This window comes from Planococcus sp. SE5232, from assembly GCF_050686535.1.
In the GTDB taxonomy this organism is placed as follows: Bacteria; Bacillota; Bacilli; order Bacillales_A; family Planococcaceae; genus Planococcus.
The window spans coordinates 692297-706848 of the sequence record NZ_JBOGCP010000001.1; the positions used below are offsets into that span (position 1 = coordinate 692297).

The window sequence follows — 14552 nt, forward strand, 5'->3', positions numbered from 1 at the left end:
GTCCGGTAAGTCACTCTTTGCCGGCATATCGATGGGCTGAACTTTAGCTCTCAACGTCAACTTATCTAGATTACAACTGGAGGTTATTCATGATGAAACATATTTTTCAACAAGGCAGCAATCCTGCTAAACCAACTTTTCTGATGCTTCATGGAACAGGTGGAAATGAAAATGACCTGCTGGCCATCGCTGCCCATATCGACCCGGAGGCTTCTGTCTTGAGCGTTCGCGGCAACGTATCGGAAAATGGCATGCCCCGTTTTTTTAAACGGTTATCAGAAGGTGTCTTCGACATGGAAGATTTGAAAGTCCGCACAGAAGAGCTCCATGAGTTTATTGGACAGGCTGCTGAGGAACATGGATTTGACCGCAGCAATGTCATTGCAATCGGTTATTCAAATGGCGCAAACATTGCCGCTAATTTGCTGTTTACGTATTCGGATTCGTTAAAAGGAGCAATTCTTCATCATCCGATGGTGCCCAACCGCGAGGCGGATTTGCCCGATTTAACAGGTGTTCCTGTATTCATCGCAGCAGGCACCAATGATCCCATCTGTCCGGCAGAAGAATCGACAGATCTTGACAAGCTGCTGACAAGTGCCGGTGCAAACACTGAGCTGCATTGGGAAGATTTCGGCCATCAATTGACGATGCCGGAAGTGGAAGCCGCCAAAACCTGGTACGACAAGTTATAAGATGAACCTTCCCTGTGTGCAGGGAAGGTTTTTTTCTTTCGTCCATTGAGTATGGATGCAGAAAGCAGACAATGCCAAAAGTTCTTGGGCCAGCGGGGGAACGCTTTTGACAAAGGCGACTGCTTTCATTCATGATAGGAGGAAAGAAGTAGAAGGAGGGATGGCAGTGCAAACCAATCCGCGTATTCAGGAGCAGTTAGAGGCTTGGGTCAAAGATAATAAGGGCCATGCCATATTGGGAACCACCGCGCAGTACATACCGGCACTTGGAAAAGAGGATCCGAGCCAACTCGGAATCTGTATGGTCGATGATGAAGGGAATTATTATTGCGCAGGAGATACGGATAAGGAATTCACTCTGCAGAGCATTTCAAAAGCATTGACATTCATCGCATTGAGCTGCCATTACGGGTTGGATTTTGTGTTGGAGCGGGTGGATGTGGAACCGACCGGAGAAGCGTTCAATTCAATTATCCCGTTTGAAATCCATCGTCCGAACAAGCCGTTCAATCCCTTCATCAATGCAGGAGCAATCACGATTTCAGCGTTGCTGCCAGGACAGACAAGCCAGAAGAAATATGAATTCCTGCTGCATTTTCTGGAAGAGCTGGTGGGCCATCCGCTTGAGCTTGATAAGGAAGTATACGATTCCGAATGGAAATCATCTCATCGGAACCGGGCATTGGCTTACTATTTGAAAGAAGCGAAGTTCCTGGATCTCGAAGTGGAGGAAGCGCTGGATATTTACATTCGGCAATGCGCGATTAAAGTGAGCACGAAGGATTTGGCATTGATCGGCCTGATCATTGCATATGACGGGTTTAACCCGATTACAAAAGTAAAGCATTTCTCTGAAGAAATTGCGCAGGTGGCGAAAGTCCTCATGGTGACATGCGGCATGTACAATTCTTCCGGAAATTTTGCGGCTCATGTCGGGATTCCAGCGAAAAGCGGTGTCTCAGGTGGTATCATGGCTGCTGTTCCACCGAAACTCCACTCACAAACTTATGAATTCCGGGCGGGAGCGGGCATTGGTGTCTATGGCCCTGCAATCGATGTACAAGGAAACAGTGCAGCAGGCACGATGATGCTGCGGCAAATTTCGAAAGAATGGGATTTAAGCATCTTTTAATAGGAACTCCGCAGGCTTTAACAGCCTGCGGAGTTTTTTGCTGAATAAAATAAAAATAGAGGTGTGCATTAAAACAAGACAGGGTAGTAAAAGAAAGAATATAAAAATAAAAGGAGTGGCAAAATGGCGAAAGAACCTGAAGTGAATGAAAACAGCAAGGATGAACAATTGGAGCAGTACCGGACGGATGATACCGGCAAAAGCTTGACGACCAATCAAGGGCTGAAAATGGCGGAAGATGAATTTTCATTGAAAGCTGGAGAGCGCGGCCCTACATTGATGGAGGATTTTCATTTCCGTGAAAAAATGACCCATTTTGACCACGAACGGATTCCGGAACGCGTTGTCCATGCCAGAGGATATGCTGCACATGGAGTGTTTGAGGCGTATGAATCGTTGGAGTCTTTGACAAAGGCCAAGTTCTTGTCGGAAAAAGGTAAGAAGACCCCTGTATTTGTGCGGTTCTCGACTGTTGCCGGATCAAAAGGATCTGCAGAGACAGTGAGGGATGTTCGAGGATTTTCTACGAAGTTTTATACCGAGGAAGGAAATTATGATTTGGTCGGCAATAACATGCCGGTGTTCTTTATTCAGGATGCCATCAAGTTTCCGGATTTTGTCCATGCTGTGAAGCCGGAGCCGCACAATGAAATGCCACAGGCGGCAAGTGCGCATGATACCTTATGGGATTTTGTCATCAACAACCAGGAAACAGCGCATATGATGATGTGGCTGATGTCTGATCGCGCAATTCCCCGCAGCTTCAGGATGATGGATGGTTTTGGTGTGCATGCATTCCGCTTCGTCAATGCTGAAGGAAAATCACATTTCGTTAAATTCAATTGGAAATCGACGCTTGGGACCCATTCTCTTGTGTGGGATGAAGCACAGAAAATCGCCGGTAAAGATCCGGATTTCAATCGTCGGGATCTGTATGATTCCATTGAACAGGGAGATTTCCCTGAATGGGAGTTGGGCGTCCAGATTATCGCGGAGGAAGACGAGTTCAAGTTCGACTTTGATCTATTGGACGCCACGAAACTATGGCCACAGGAAGAAATTCCGATTCAGATTGTCGGGAAAATGACCTTGAACCGCAACGTTGACAACGTTTTTGCGGAAACAGAACAGGTGGCTTTCCATCCGGGGCATGTGGTACCGGGAATCGATTTCTCGAACGACCCTTTGCTGCAAGGTCGCTTGTTTTCCTATACAGATACCCAATTGCTCCGCTTGAATGGACCAAATTTCCACGAACTGCCGATCAATCGACCGGTTTGCCCATTCCATAACAATCAGCGGGACGGTTTCGGACGCCAAACGATCAATAAAGGGCAAGTTTCTTATCAGAAGAGTTCATTCACAAACAGTACGCCAGCTCCTGTCAGTGAAGCTGAAGGCGGCTATTCTCATTACCAGGAAAAAATGGAAGGGCGTAAAGTGCGTGCCCGCAGTGAGAGCTTTAAGGATCATTTCTCACAAGCGACCATGTTCTGGAACAGTATGACAGAACCGGAACGAAAGCATATTGTCGAAGCTTTCAGTTTTGAACTCGGAAAATGCCAGGAGAAATGGATTCGTGAAGGTGCTGTTGAGATGTTCACGAATGTCAACTTGGAAATGGCGCAGGCAGTAGCTAAGAATATTGGTGTCGCCCCTCCAACAAACGGTGGTTCGGATGTCACTAAAGCTTCTCCAGCGCTGAGTCTGGACAATACTGTGAAATCGCCAGCTACGCGTAAAGTCGGAGTCCTGGCAGATAAAGGCTTTAATGATGCTGAGGTGCTGAAAATCCTCGAAGGACTCCAAGCGAAAGGTGTTCAATACGAAGTGGTCAGTGAAATGCAAGGCACAGTGATGGGCTCGAACGGTAAAGAACTTGAAGTCGACCACACATTCACTACGACCGATCCGGTTCTCTATGACGCCATTTATGCTGTCGGAGGACCAGATGTCAGCAGGAAGTTTGCTAAAGAGGCAGCCCGCTATATTGGAGAAGCATTCGATCATTACAAACCGATCGGTGCGACACATGATGGCCAGCAATGGTTGAAGGCAGCCGCCATCGAAGATCAGCCAGGAGTCGTTGCAGCAAGCGATGCTTCCAATTTTACAGAGCCGTTCCTTGAAGCTATCACAGCGCATCGCCACTGGGATAGACAAGTCGAATAAAGAAGAAAAAAAACAGCCGAAACTAAAATCTTAAAACACTGAAATGTTTAAGAAAAGACGTGCGGGGTATTTTCTAAACTAAGCAAGCATTTTCAAAATACGCATAAAAAATTGGAGGAATAGAAAATGGCCAACAATAAATTTATGGGAACGTTCGACAGTGAAACGGAAGTATTGAGAAAAATTGAGGAATTGAAAGCACAAGGTTCCCGCGAAGAAGATATGTATGTAATGGCACGCGATAAAGATCAGATTTCAATGGTCCGGGGACGGACAGATGTGGATTACAAATCATCCGAAGGCAACTGGATGGATAAGTTCATGGGATTCCTATCAGGGGATGAACCTACACGCCAAGCTTTCTCTGGAATGGGTGTAGATGAAGCAGAAGCTGACCGTTATTACAAAGAAGTACAGAACGGCAAAATCCTATTGTTTGTAGATCGTGAGTATGGTGCGAACTATGAAGGTAATGCGCCGTATGACAATACATCAAGAAGTGACGCAGCAGGAACGATGGGTGCAGCTGGAGCTACCGGCGCTACCGGAGCCGGATTAGGAAGCAGCAGAGGCCGTATGGACGACGAAGCTGTAGCCAAAGATGGTTTAACAGTGGATACAAATGCTGAAAATGACGTTTACTACAATAAAAAAGACGATAAGTTCAGCCGTGATACTACGGAAACAGCCGGCGTCGGAAAAGATTCAGGCACAGGTTTCGGTTTAGGATCAGATCGTACGGTTGATGATGTCAATCGCACGGATAATTTTGACGCCAAAGACAGAGACCTTGATCGTACTGGCACGGATGAAGAAAAACTCCGTCTGCATGAAGAGCGGTTGAATGTCGACAAAGAGCGTGTACAAACCGGTGAAGTGAACGTCGGGAAACACGTTGTCGAAGAAAACCAATCAATCGAAGTACCGGTAGAGCGTGAAGAAGTATATGTAGAGCGCCGCCCTGTAAACGAAGAAACAACTGGAAATTCCTTCGATAAAGATTCCGGTTTAACTGGAGATGCTTATCAAGAAGGCGAAAACATCCACATCCCAGTATCGGAAGAACGCGTCGAGGTTACAAAAAAAGACGTAGTAGCTGAAGAGATTGTGGTCGGAAAACGCAAAGTACAGGACACTGAAACTGTTAACGAGACTGTCCGTCGTGAAGAAGCGGATATCGATGAAGATACCAATGTGACGGACGACGAGTTAACTCGTAAAGACCACAAAAACCGCACGGATCGAGACCGTTTATAATCGATGAAATGAACGATGAGGCGGGGAGAAATCCCCGCTTTTTTAGATGGTTGCGTAAAGTTTAGAGCAATAAGCCTTTCAGGCAGTTAAAAGAATTAACCCATAAACGGCAGCTTTGCGCCAAGGAAGGAAAAGGATGACTTTTCCTTCCTTGGTTTTGATTTGAGCATGTTTTGTTCAGCTGGAAGGAATAGCGTATGATAGAAGAAAGTAAGGAGGGATAAGCGTGGACGGTAAAAAAAGAAGTGACGTGAAACCAGGTATTGAAGTAAATGTGATTTTAAAACAAGATCAGCGTTCAGGAAAGAAAACCCGCGGCATCGTCAAGGACTTATTGACAAACTCAGCAACTCATCCGCATGGCATCAAAGTGCGGTTGGAAGACGGACAGGTTGGACGTGTCTGTGAGATTTTGTCTCAAAAGTAACGGTTGTTTCGAGCTCCTGGCATAAGGGTAAAATACAGTAACCCCTATTAAGGAGAGATCAGCATGCTGAATCGATTCATCGAAACCTATCATACACAGGAAGAAGTTCTGCAGAAAATCGAAGAACTGAAAAAAGATGGCTATTTGGAAAAAGATATGTATATTATGGGCAAGTCCAGTAACCAGCTATCCCTACTAAAAGGGAAATCAGATGTAGAAGTCCATTCAACTGAAACTGGCTGGGCCGATCGATTCGCCACTTTTTTAACAGGTGATCAAAAAGTTCATCAAGCCTTTCTGAATATGGGGATTGATGAAAATGAGTCAGAACGCTACTATCGGGACGTACAAGAAGGCAAGCTACTGCTTTATGTAAACAAAGATGCACACGATGCATTTGAATTGCCCGAAGACGAAAAGACGGAAATTCAACAGGACAAGCTTGAGTCGGAAGGTCCGCGGACCATAGAAGAAGAACGCGAAGGGAAAGCGGTTGAACTGGATGAGCGGCATTACGAAGATCCCGCATTCAGAAAAGACAAGCGCAATGCAGACCCAATCAGCAAGCCAGATGAAAAGAACTTTATTTAAAGAAAAGCGTAAGCAGCCATGTAGATTCGACGGGCATAAGACGCCCTGGCGCAGCGGCATGTTCTCAGCCGCACAGCATGAAAAGTGGAAGTGCCTGTTCAACTCTGACAGGCATAAGACAGACCAGCGAAGTGGCGCTTTTTGCCACACAGCTGGGTTGACTTATGACCCGAAGAGTTAGGCACTGAACTAGACACCAGGGTGGCTTATGACCCTAGAATCTGGCTGATGGAGCTAGACAATGAGAAAAGCGTAAGCGCCCGTGTAGCCCCGACAAGCGCTGGAAGCCTTACCGATAATGGCGTCCTTTGCCATTGTCGGTAAGGCTGAAGCGACTCGAGGGGCTGGGCGCTGGAGCTGGACAATAAGAAAAGCGGAAGCGCCAGTGTAGCTCTTCCAGACCTAACACAGCATAAGCTTTATCCCGCTTTGAAGTTTCTCTTTATCTGCTTGAACAGAAACGGACCCATTAAACCGGGTCCGTTTTTGTGTTAATATAGGGATATTGAAAAATGAAGGAGCCCCTCATAATGAGCCAATTCTTTGAACGAAAAAAACAGGAACTTGGAGTCCAATTAAATAAAATACAACGAAAAGCGGTAGAACGGACGGAAGGTCCTTTGCTTTTGCTGGCATGTCCCGGATCTGGAAAAACAACCACGATGATTATGCGCATCGGATACCTGATTGAAGAAAAGGGTGTTTCTCCAAAACGGATCAAAGCGATCACGTTCAGCAAAGCTTCGGCGAACGATATGCTCGAGCGGTACAAACGATTTTTTCCTTCCCTGCAACCCATCGATTTTTCGACCATCCATAGTCTGGCTTTCCAAATCACCCGTGATTATTTTTCAGGTTCACGTTACGTCATGATAGAAGGCAACGAGACGAATGGCCTTCACAAAAAAAAGCTGCTTCGTGAAATGTACAAAACTGAAAATGATGAGCCGATTACAGAGGACCAACTGGAAGAATTGATTTCATTTATCAGTTTCGTGAAAAACAAAATGTTGCCCAGAACAGAATGGGCGAAGTTAAAGGAACCATTTCCAGGTGCTATTGAAATCCTGAAAACCTATGAAGCCTTCAAAGAAAACTATGACGTTAGGTTGGTCGATTTTGATGACATGCTGTCACTGGCCTATGAAGCGCTTGAAAAAGACAAGAGCCTATTAGCGAAATACCAGGGACGCTGGGATTACATCATGACAGATGAAAGTCAGGATACCTCATTGATCCAGCATGCCATTGTGGAAAAGCTGGTGGCAAGACATCAAAATCTCTGTGTGGTAGCCGATGATGATCAGTCAATTTATACATGGAGAGCTGCTGAACCGACTTACCTACTGAAGTTCAGAACGGTTTACCCAGATGCCTACATCATGAAAATGGAGCGCAATTACCGTTCATCCCAAAATATCGTCCACACCGCCAATGAATTCATCAAGACCAATAAAAAGCGCCATGACAAAAATATGTTCACCAAGCAACCGGAAGGCGATCCGATTGTTTTGAAACGCTTGGGTTCAGAAGAAGCCCAATTCAAATACCTTATGAAAGAGCTCAAGGAATTGACCGATTACGGCGACGTGGCTATTCTGTACCGCAACAACTCTTCGTCCACTCTGCTAATGAGCGAACTTGAACGCTTGGGCATACCTTTTTATATGAAGGATTCGGATAACCGCTTTTTCTCTCATTGGATTGTAGAAGATATGCTGAACTTCATGCGTTTCAGCCTGAAGCCGGAACGTATCGACATTTATTCGAAAGTGGCTTCTAAAACCAATGCCTATTGGTCAGGCAGCCAACTGAAGATGCTGAGCCGGATGAATCCGACAGGAAACAATGCTTTTGACGACATCAATTTGACGATCACCTTAAAGGAATACCAGCTTAAAATTCTGGCCGAACAGAAAAAATGGTTTGCTGCATTGAATGGCATGAAGCCATTGAAGGTCATCCGAACCATCCGAGGGGAAATGGGCTACGATCAGATGCTTGCGAGCCGCGCGGAGAAATTCGGTATGAAAATGACTTATTTAACACAGATTTTAACGACTTTGGAACAGATTGCGGAACCGCTTGAGTCCATGACTGCGTTTGCCAAACGGTTGAAACAGCTCGAGCAGGTAACTCAGCAGGCAAAGGTGGAAAAAACCGACGACATGCTGACTTTATCGACTTTCCATAGCTCCAAAGGTCTGGAGTTTGAGCGGGTTTATATGATTGATTTGGTGGAAGGTGTTATTCCAACTGAAGAAGATGCGGAGAATCCAGATACGTTGGAAGAAGCACGGCGCCTGTTCTATGTCGGGATGACCAGGGCTAAAAACCATTTAGAGCTGATCAGCTATGGCAGCGAATCCCGTTTTGCAGATGAAGTGCGCAAACTGATCATCCCTGAAAAAAGGTTGGCAACAACACAGCGGACTGCAGCCAAAACACCCATCAAAGTGAAGGTGCCCGATAATCCGAATGCGATCCATTCAGAAGATGCTTTGCGTCAAGGCGTTCAGGTCCGGCACCGGGTATTTGGGGCGGGAGAAATCATTGAGCGGGATAAGGAACGCATCTCCATCCAATTCGCAAAAGAACGAAAAGATTTAATGATCGATATTTGCTTAAGTTATAGATTGTTGGAGATTATCGAGTAGCACTTCTGGAAAAATAGAAGTGGCCTATAAAAGAACGTGGGGAAACGGGAATGAGATTGAAGGATTGGGATCGAAGTTTAAAGGTACGCCTGGTAGGCGAGTTTTTTATGAATACGAGTTATTGGATGGTATTTCCGTTTTTAGCGATTTATTTTGCCGAAGAATTCGGCAAAGGAATGGCAGGCTTGCTGCTGGTGATTTCACAGGTGTTTTCAGTTGCAGCCAACCTGGTTGGCGGTTATTGCGCGGACCGTTTCGGCCGCAGACGGATGTTGGTCGTGGCTTCTATTGCGCAGGGTTTTACGTTTCTGTTATTTGCTTTTGCCAATTCACCTTGGCTGCAATCGCCAGAACTTGGTTTTGTCGCGTTCACTCTTGCTGGAATGTGCGGTTCCCTATACTGGCCGGCGAGCCAGGCAATGATTGCGGATGTCGTACCGGAAAAATACCGGAGCGATGTCTTTGCGATTTTTTACACAACCTTGAATATTGCGGTTGTAGTGGGACCGCTTTTTGGCGCGATCCTATTCTTTTCTTACCGTTTCGAGCTATTGCTGGCGGTTGCAGTGATTTCGATGCTGCTTGGTCTGGTGCTGAGACTACTGACAAAGGAAACCTTGTCCCAGGTTATGGTGGACAAATGGCAGTCGCAGACAGCAACAGGATGGACTGGCGCAATTTTAAAGCAATTTAAGGAATACGGTCTGATTTTCAAAGATCGTTTGTTTCTATTATTTATCATTGCCGGTGTTTTGGGTGCCCAGACGTTTATGCAATTGGATCTGCTGATTCCCGTCTATTTGAAGGAAACGATTGACAGCCAGACAGTAGCCACTCTGTTTGACCAGGAATGGTCTGTCACAGGAGAAACTTCCTTTGGCATTCTATTGGCTGAAAACGGATTATTTGTCGCGTTGCTGACGGTGGTGGTTACCCGGTGGATGACCAAATTTCCAGAGAAATGGGTTTTCTTCACATCTGCCGCTTTCTACGCATTGGCGATGTGGCTGTTTCCGTTGACTTCATGGTTCTGGATATTCGTGGTCGCAATGGCTGTTTTCACATTTGCGGAGCTGATGGTCGTTGGACTGCAGCAGAACTTCATCTCTAAATTGGCGCCTGAGGACATGCGTGGCCAATATTTTGCAGCGGCCAGTTTGCGGTACACCATTGGCCGGATGATTGCGCCGGTTTCCATTCCGATGACAGCCTGGTTCGGTTTTGCGTGGACATTCGGCCTTTTGGGTCTGCTTGCACTCGCCAGCGGCATTGTCTATCTGTTGATGTTTCATCTATACGAAAAAAGGCCTTCCCATTGAGGAAGGCCTTTTCAAATTATTTGTCTTGGTCTTTGGCTAATTTCACCAGCATGTGTGCCAGCATATGCTGTTCTTCTTTATCGCCGACCTGCCATAGGCGCTGCAATAAATACTCTTCGCTATTTTTTGGATCTTCTTTCTTAGCTAGATATCCTGCAACTTTTTCGGCTAACTGCGCGATGCGTTCTTCACTTAAGCCCATTTTTTCTCCGATTTCCACTTTATCACCTAAATAATTGATGAAAACTGAGAAGTCCGCTAAAATCTGCTCTTTTTTCTTGTCATCTGTATTCTTGAGTTTATCTTCAACTTGCTTGTTGATGTTTTCCATTCTGTAACACGCTCCTTCAAATTTTTTATCGTACTCTCTATTTACCACTGTCGCTGAATTTTAAACGTGGTTTCAATAATGGTTCAGAAGATTCGTTTAAATTAACTGCCTTCGGGTAATCAGATAACAAGGATGGAATACAAGGAGGATGATGAATGAATGACTTTATACGACGAAATCCAGGAATTGAAGAGTTTCGAATGTCCAGACCGTTGCGTGTTAAGTGTATATCTGAATACCAATCCAGCTGACTTAAACGCCCAAAACGGGGCGTGGAAAATCCATCTGAAAAATGGTTTGAAACGATTAGACGAATATTTAAAGGCTTCGAATGATGAAAAAGAAATACAGGTATATAAAGCCTTGAGAAAAAAAGTTGAAAAAGAAATTTTAGACAATCAAAACGACCTCCAGAAGGGTGTCGTTATTTTTGCATCACCGCATAAAGATTTGTGGTCTGTCCACTATGTTCAGGTCCCGGTAAAAACAAGTTTCCACTGGGAGACGAAGCCTGCTCTTGAAGAGCTTCGCTATATGTACAAAGCCTATCCGTATGCGGGCATCATTTTGCCAAGCTTTAAAGGAATCCGTGTAATCGATACATCAATGGGGATTATCAATGAAGAATTCTTTTATGAATTCGATGCCGGGCTGGAAGTTTGGACAGAACAGAAAGGCGTACGCAGTTCCGGACGCATTCAGGGAAGAGCAGGCGGTTCAGGTGCAGGATCCGTTGGCGGCGGTGCTGCTGGAGGAAATAGCCCGGTCATTGGCGGCAGTGGCGGAGGAAGCCCTGTCGATGAATTGGATCACCGGCTGAAAGAAAACCTCGAACGCTTTTATAAAGACATGGGCAGCAAGATCGAGAAATTGAAAAAAGAGCGCAAATGGGAAGAAATCCACGTGGTCGGAGAAGCCGAACACGCCAAGTCTTTCTCTAAAGCGCTCCAAAAGAAACCGACAAGCTGCGTCTATAAAAACCTGATCAATAACGATCCAGGGAAAATCCTGCACGAAGTATTTGAAGTATAAGCATACAGCACCTCAGCATACATGCTGAGGTGCTTTAATTTGGTGTTGGACAGAATGTACAGGTATTAAAAGACGGCATCTCTTTGTACAGGCAGCAGGTTTTTCTAAGCGGCTTTGAAACAGCCTGCTGCAGGGGGATATCGCCAAGCAGTTTAGCGAGATAAGAAGTTTTGACCGGCTTCCAATTAGCTGCATCAAGAAGCCATTCCATGTCCTCTGCAACTTTTCGAGGTTCGCGTGTTTCCAGACCGGCATAAAACCAAAGGACAGATCCCAGTACGTTCTCCCAACAGGTGATGGGAGATATTTTTATGTATTTTTTAAATTCCTTCACCAGTTCATCTACTTGCTGATGAAGGATTTCATGGAAAGCCTGATGTCTTTCATTTCCCTCAAGAGTTTGGAACGAAGACGAGTCGACATGGGTCTGCAGAAGCGGCAACCCATAATTGTGGACCCGGTCAAATTGGAGGTCCTTCCAGTGGATAGAGATATAGCCGCCATGCTGATGGAGCAGACTGAATTGAGCAGTTACAAAGAGCGCATATTGACGGAAGAAATAGGATACTGCTGCACCGGCATTGTCGGTCTCGCACCAGGCTTTCAGTTCCTCGATCATCAGGGGAATGTCCTGGCTGAACGGCTGGTGCGGAATACGATCCACTGCTACGGATTGGCTGCTCAATGAATACCTTGCCTGTGATGGTAAAGTCATGTGGAATCACCTCTTTATTTTTCATGCTACGGCAAAAGAGCGGAGTTTGCAAAGTGATTGGATAATCTTATGGCAAAGCTCTAAAACAAGCGTATATTCTTTTGCCGCTAACTTGGATAAACTGAAGGGAAAGGAGTGAGGAAATGGATTTTTCAATTTTACAGATCGATCATGTACAGGTGGCATCACCGGCTGGAAAAGAAGAGACGGCGAGAGAGTTCTATGCAGGTATTTTAGGGATGCAGGAAGTCGAAAAGCCGAAAGCTTTGCAAGGAAGAGGCGGAGCTTGGTTTGAATTTGGTGGACAGCAATTGCATGTAGGTGTGGAGGAACCTTTTTCGCCAGCCAAAAAAGCGCATCCCGCATTTCGTGTAGCGGGGTATAGTGAGCTGAAGGCTCATTTATCAGCAACCGGTATTGTATGGAAAGAAGATGACAGCATTTCGGGTGTCGAGCGATTTTTCGTCTTCGATCCTTTCGGAAACCGGTTGGAATTTTTGAAATGATCACTGCTGAAAAGAAATCATAAAAAACGAAAACGCCCTGCATATGAGCAGGGCATTTATTTGCGCAAAGGACAGTATGGGCATTTATCCGTTTCCGGCAATTCTTTGTAGAGACAGCAGGTTACGCGTTTGTATTCTTCTTGTGAATGCTCCAGACTGTGTCCGCCTAGAAATTGCTTGAAATGCGATTTCCGCATTTCGGGCTGCCAGAGTGTGTCATTCAGCAAAGCCTGCAAGTCCTGTTCAGCCTGTACTGATTGTTCCATGCCATACATCCAGATGGCATATCCCCAAATATTTTCCCAAAGAATCAATTTGGAGATGGGGCCGATTTTCCGGAACGTTTCCACAACTGGACTTGCGTATTCCTTCAAGACCATTTCCAGGTCGCCTTCCTGTCGTGGCCTCAACCATTTTCCATCAACTTCAAAAGCAATTCCGTACTCGGCTTCAGTCAAGTGGATTTCGCTAAGTGGGCCAGCCCACACTTGTTGATGTGCCAATAAATAAAGCTGAGCGGTTATAAAAAAACCGAAGCGCCGCATGAAGATAGACGAGGCTACGGCTTCAGTGGGTGCTCCGGATTCACGGATGACTTTTTGGATCAATTCAAAAGAACGGCTTTCCATGCTTTCAGACAAAGTCATAAATCCATTTGCATCCGGTTGGAGGTGTACTTGGAAAAGATCCAGTTTTTCCATTATTGCGCACTGCTTAACGCTTGGCGGATTTCAGGGACGATGCAACGGCCTCTGCCAAATGGAACGCAATGGGGAGTTCCAAACAAAGGATCTTTGGAAACCTGGCATTCCATTCCGAAAACGGAACGGACCAAATCGCAGCTAATGACATCTTCAGGCGTTCCCTGTCCGAATACATCGCCGTCTTTAATGGCAATGATGTTATGGGCATAGCGGGAAGCCAGATTTAAATCATGAAGAACCATGATGATTGTACGGCCTTGAGTTTCATTTAACTCAAACAGCAAATCCAAAATTTCGATTTGATGTGTCATATCTAAATAAGTAGTGGGTTCATCCAAGAGAATAATCTCGGTATCTTGGGCAAGTGTCATGGCAATCCAGGCACGCTGCCGCTGTCCCCCTGATAATTCGTCTACAGGCTTGTCGCGGAATGCATCAACGCGCGTCGCTTTCATAGCGGCTTCCACTTTTTCTGTATCTTCTTCGGTCCAGCGTTTCAGCCAGGACTGATGTGGATAACGGCCTTGTTTGACCAGGTCGTGGACTGTCAGCCCTTCAGGTGATACTGGAGATTGAGGGAGAATGCCCATTTTTTTCGCGACTTCACGTGAAGACATGCTATGGACTTCTTTGCCTTCCAAGAGTATAGAGCCTTCTTGAGGTTTAAGTAAACGCGCAATCGAGCGAAGAAGGGTGGATTTGCCGCAGCCATTGCTGCCCACAAATACCGATATTTCGCCGCGCGGAATCGATAAATTCAGGTTTTCGAAAAGTAGGTTATCTGTATATCCAATTGACAAGTCGCTGGTTTTGACGGCTATTGACATTGCGCAATTCCTCCATATCTTTCACTGTAATTCTGTTTGATAGGATTTTCGTTACAGTTACTATAGCATAAATTCTTATTAAATGAGAACAATTTTCACTACGATTTTCAGAAAATGCTTTACAAATGTGACAGATAGACCTAAAATAAAGACGTATTGAGAATCATTATCAAACAACTTGGAGGAT

General features: G+C 45.5%; 14 protein-coding genes. 10 read left to right on the forward strand and 4 right to left on the reverse strand.

From position 1 onward, the window contains the following. Window positions 1-92: 92 nt before the first annotated feature. From ACRC6Q_RS03330 to ACRC6Q_RS03365, 8 genes are all read left to right on the forward strand, one after another. Window positions 93-695, forward strand: coding sequence for an alpha/beta hydrolase (locus tag ACRC6Q_RS03330; RefSeq protein ID WP_431466319.1), 603 nt, complete (start codon window positions 93-95; stop codon window positions 693-695). Window positions 696-855: 160 nt separating this feature from the next. Next, window positions 856-1827: a glutaminase A gene (gene glsA / locus ACRC6Q_RS03335; RefSeq protein ID WP_223639726.1), complete on the forward strand. Its 972-nt coding sequence runs from the start codon at window positions 856-858 to the stop codon at window positions 1825-1827. A 123-nt stretch (window positions 1828-1950) separates the two neighbouring features. Further along, window positions 1951-3999, forward strand: a complete 2049-nt coding sequence (locus tag ACRC6Q_RS03340) for a catalase (RefSeq protein WP_431465808.1) — start codon at window positions 1951-1953, stop codon at window positions 3997-3999. 126 nt (window positions 4000-4125) lie between these two features. Further along, entirely contained in the window at window positions 4126-5256 is a 1131-nt protein-coding gene (locus ACRC6Q_RS03345) for a DUF2382 domain-containing protein (protein WP_223639732.1), read from the forward strand. 226 nt (window positions 5257-5482) lie between these two features. Further along, window positions 5483-5683, forward strand: coding sequence for a YwbE family protein (locus tag ACRC6Q_RS03350; protein WP_223639735.1), 201 nt, complete (start codon window positions 5483-5485; stop codon window positions 5681-5683). A gap of 63 nt (window positions 5684-5746) precedes the next feature. Next, window positions 5747-6274, forward strand: a complete 528-nt coding sequence (locus ACRC6Q_RS03355) for a general stress protein (RefSeq protein ID WP_431465809.1) — start codon at window positions 5747-5749, stop codon at window positions 6272-6274. A gap of 530 nt (window positions 6275-6804) precedes the next feature. Continuing rightward, window positions 6805-8931, forward strand: a complete 2127-nt coding sequence (locus ACRC6Q_RS03360) for an ATP-dependent helicase (protein WP_431465810.1) — start codon at window positions 6805-6807, stop codon at window positions 8929-8931. Window positions 8932-8981: 50 nt separating this feature from the next. Next, window positions 8982-10250 (forward strand): MDR family MFS transporter, encoded by a 1269-nt coding sequence (locus ACRC6Q_RS03365; protein WP_431465811.1) that lies wholly within the window; start codon window positions 8982-8984, stop codon window positions 10248-10250. Between the two features lie 16 nt (window positions 10251-10266). Here ACRC6Q_RS03365 and ACRC6Q_RS03370 read toward each other — a convergent pair whose 3' ends face one another. After that, on the reverse strand, window positions 10267-10581 hold the full coding sequence (locus ACRC6Q_RS03370) for a DUF3243 domain-containing protein (protein ID WP_223639749.1): 315 nt from the start codon (window positions 10579-10581) through the stop codon (window positions 10267-10269). A gap of 159 nt (window positions 10582-10740) precedes the next feature. Between ACRC6Q_RS03370 and ACRC6Q_RS03375 the strand changes: the two genes are divergently transcribed. Next, a complete protein-coding gene (locus tag ACRC6Q_RS03375) occupies window positions 10741-11613 on the forward strand; it encodes a VLRF1 family aeRF1-type release factor (RefSeq protein ID WP_223639752.1) in 873 nt (290 codons plus the stop codon). Between the two features lie 34 nt (window positions 11614-11647). Here ACRC6Q_RS03375 and ACRC6Q_RS03380 read toward each other — a convergent pair whose 3' ends face one another. Beyond that, window positions 11648-12328 carry a hypothetical protein gene (locus ACRC6Q_RS03380; protein ID WP_431465812.1) on the reverse strand — a complete coding sequence of 227 codons (681 nt, stop codon included), beginning with the start codon at window positions 12326-12328 and terminating at the stop codon, window positions 11648-11650. 143 nt (window positions 12329-12471) lie between these two features. On the opposite strand from ACRC6Q_RS03380, the gene ACRC6Q_RS03385 reads away from it, so the two are divergent. After that, window positions 12472-12834, forward strand: a complete 363-nt coding sequence (locus tag ACRC6Q_RS03385) for a VOC family protein (protein ID WP_431465813.1) — start codon at window positions 12472-12474, stop codon at window positions 12832-12834. 56 nt (window positions 12835-12890) lie between these two features. Here the strand turns inward: ACRC6Q_RS03385 and ACRC6Q_RS03390 are convergent, their stop codons facing one another. Then, on the reverse strand, window positions 12891-13535 hold the full coding sequence (locus tag ACRC6Q_RS03390; RefSeq protein ID WP_223639761.1) for a hypothetical protein: 645 nt from the start codon (window positions 13533-13535) through the stop codon (window positions 12891-12893). Continuing rightward, window positions 13535-14365, reverse strand: coding sequence for an ABC transporter ATP-binding protein (locus tag ACRC6Q_RS03395; RefSeq protein ID WP_223639764.1), 831 nt, complete (start codon window positions 14363-14365; stop codon window positions 13535-13537). Before ACRC6Q_RS03395 ends, ACRC6Q_RS03390 begins: the two co-directional genes overlap by 1 nt. Between the last annotated feature and the right edge of the window lie 187 nt (window positions 14366-14552).

Coding starts and splice junctions, on each gene's coding strand:
- ACRC6Q_RS03330 (WP_431466319.1), top strand. CDS start 93: ATGAAACATATTTTTCAACAAGGCAGCAATCCTGCTAAACCAACTTTT.
- glsA (WP_223639726.1), top strand. CDS start 856: ATGGCAGTGCAAACCAATCCGCGTATTCAGGAGCAGTTAGAGGCTTGG.
- ACRC6Q_RS03340 (WP_431465808.1), top strand. CDS start 1,951: ATGGCGAAAGAACCTGAAGTGAATGAAAACAGCAAGGATGAACAATTG.
- ACRC6Q_RS03345 (WP_223639732.1), top strand. CDS start 4,126: ATGGCCAACAATAAATTTATGGGAACGTTCGACAGTGAAACGGAAGTA.
- ACRC6Q_RS03355 (WP_431465809.1), top strand. CDS start 5,747: ATGCTGAATCGATTCATCGAAACCTATCATACACAGGAAGAAGTTCTG.
- ACRC6Q_RS03360 (WP_431465810.1), top strand. CDS start 6,805: ATGAGCCAATTCTTTGAACGAAAAAAACAGGAACTTGGAGTCCAATTA.
- ACRC6Q_RS03365 (WP_431465811.1), top strand. CDS start 8,982: ATGAGATTGAAGGATTGGGATCGAAGTTTAAAGGTACGCCTGGTAGGC.
- ACRC6Q_RS03370 (WP_223639749.1), bottom strand. CDS start 10,581: ATGGAAAACATCAACAAGCAAGTTGAAGATAAACTCAAGAATACAGAT.
- ACRC6Q_RS03375 (WP_223639752.1), top strand. CDS start 10,741: ATGACTTTATACGACGAAATCCAGGAATTGAAGAGTTTCGAATGTCCA.
- ACRC6Q_RS03380 (WP_431465812.1), bottom strand. CDS start 12,328: ATGACTTTACCATCACAGGCAAGGTATTCATTGAGCAGCCAATCCGTA.
- ACRC6Q_RS03385 (WP_431465813.1), top strand. CDS start 12,472: ATGGATTTTTCAATTTTACAGATCGATCATGTACAGGTGGCATCACCG.
- ACRC6Q_RS03390 (WP_223639761.1), bottom strand. CDS start 13,535: ATGGAAAAACTGGATCTTTTCCAAGTACACCTCCAACCGGATGCAAAT.
- ACRC6Q_RS03395 (WP_223639764.1), bottom strand. CDS start 14,365: ATGTCAATAGCCGTCAAAACCAGCGACTTGTCAATTGGATATACAGAT.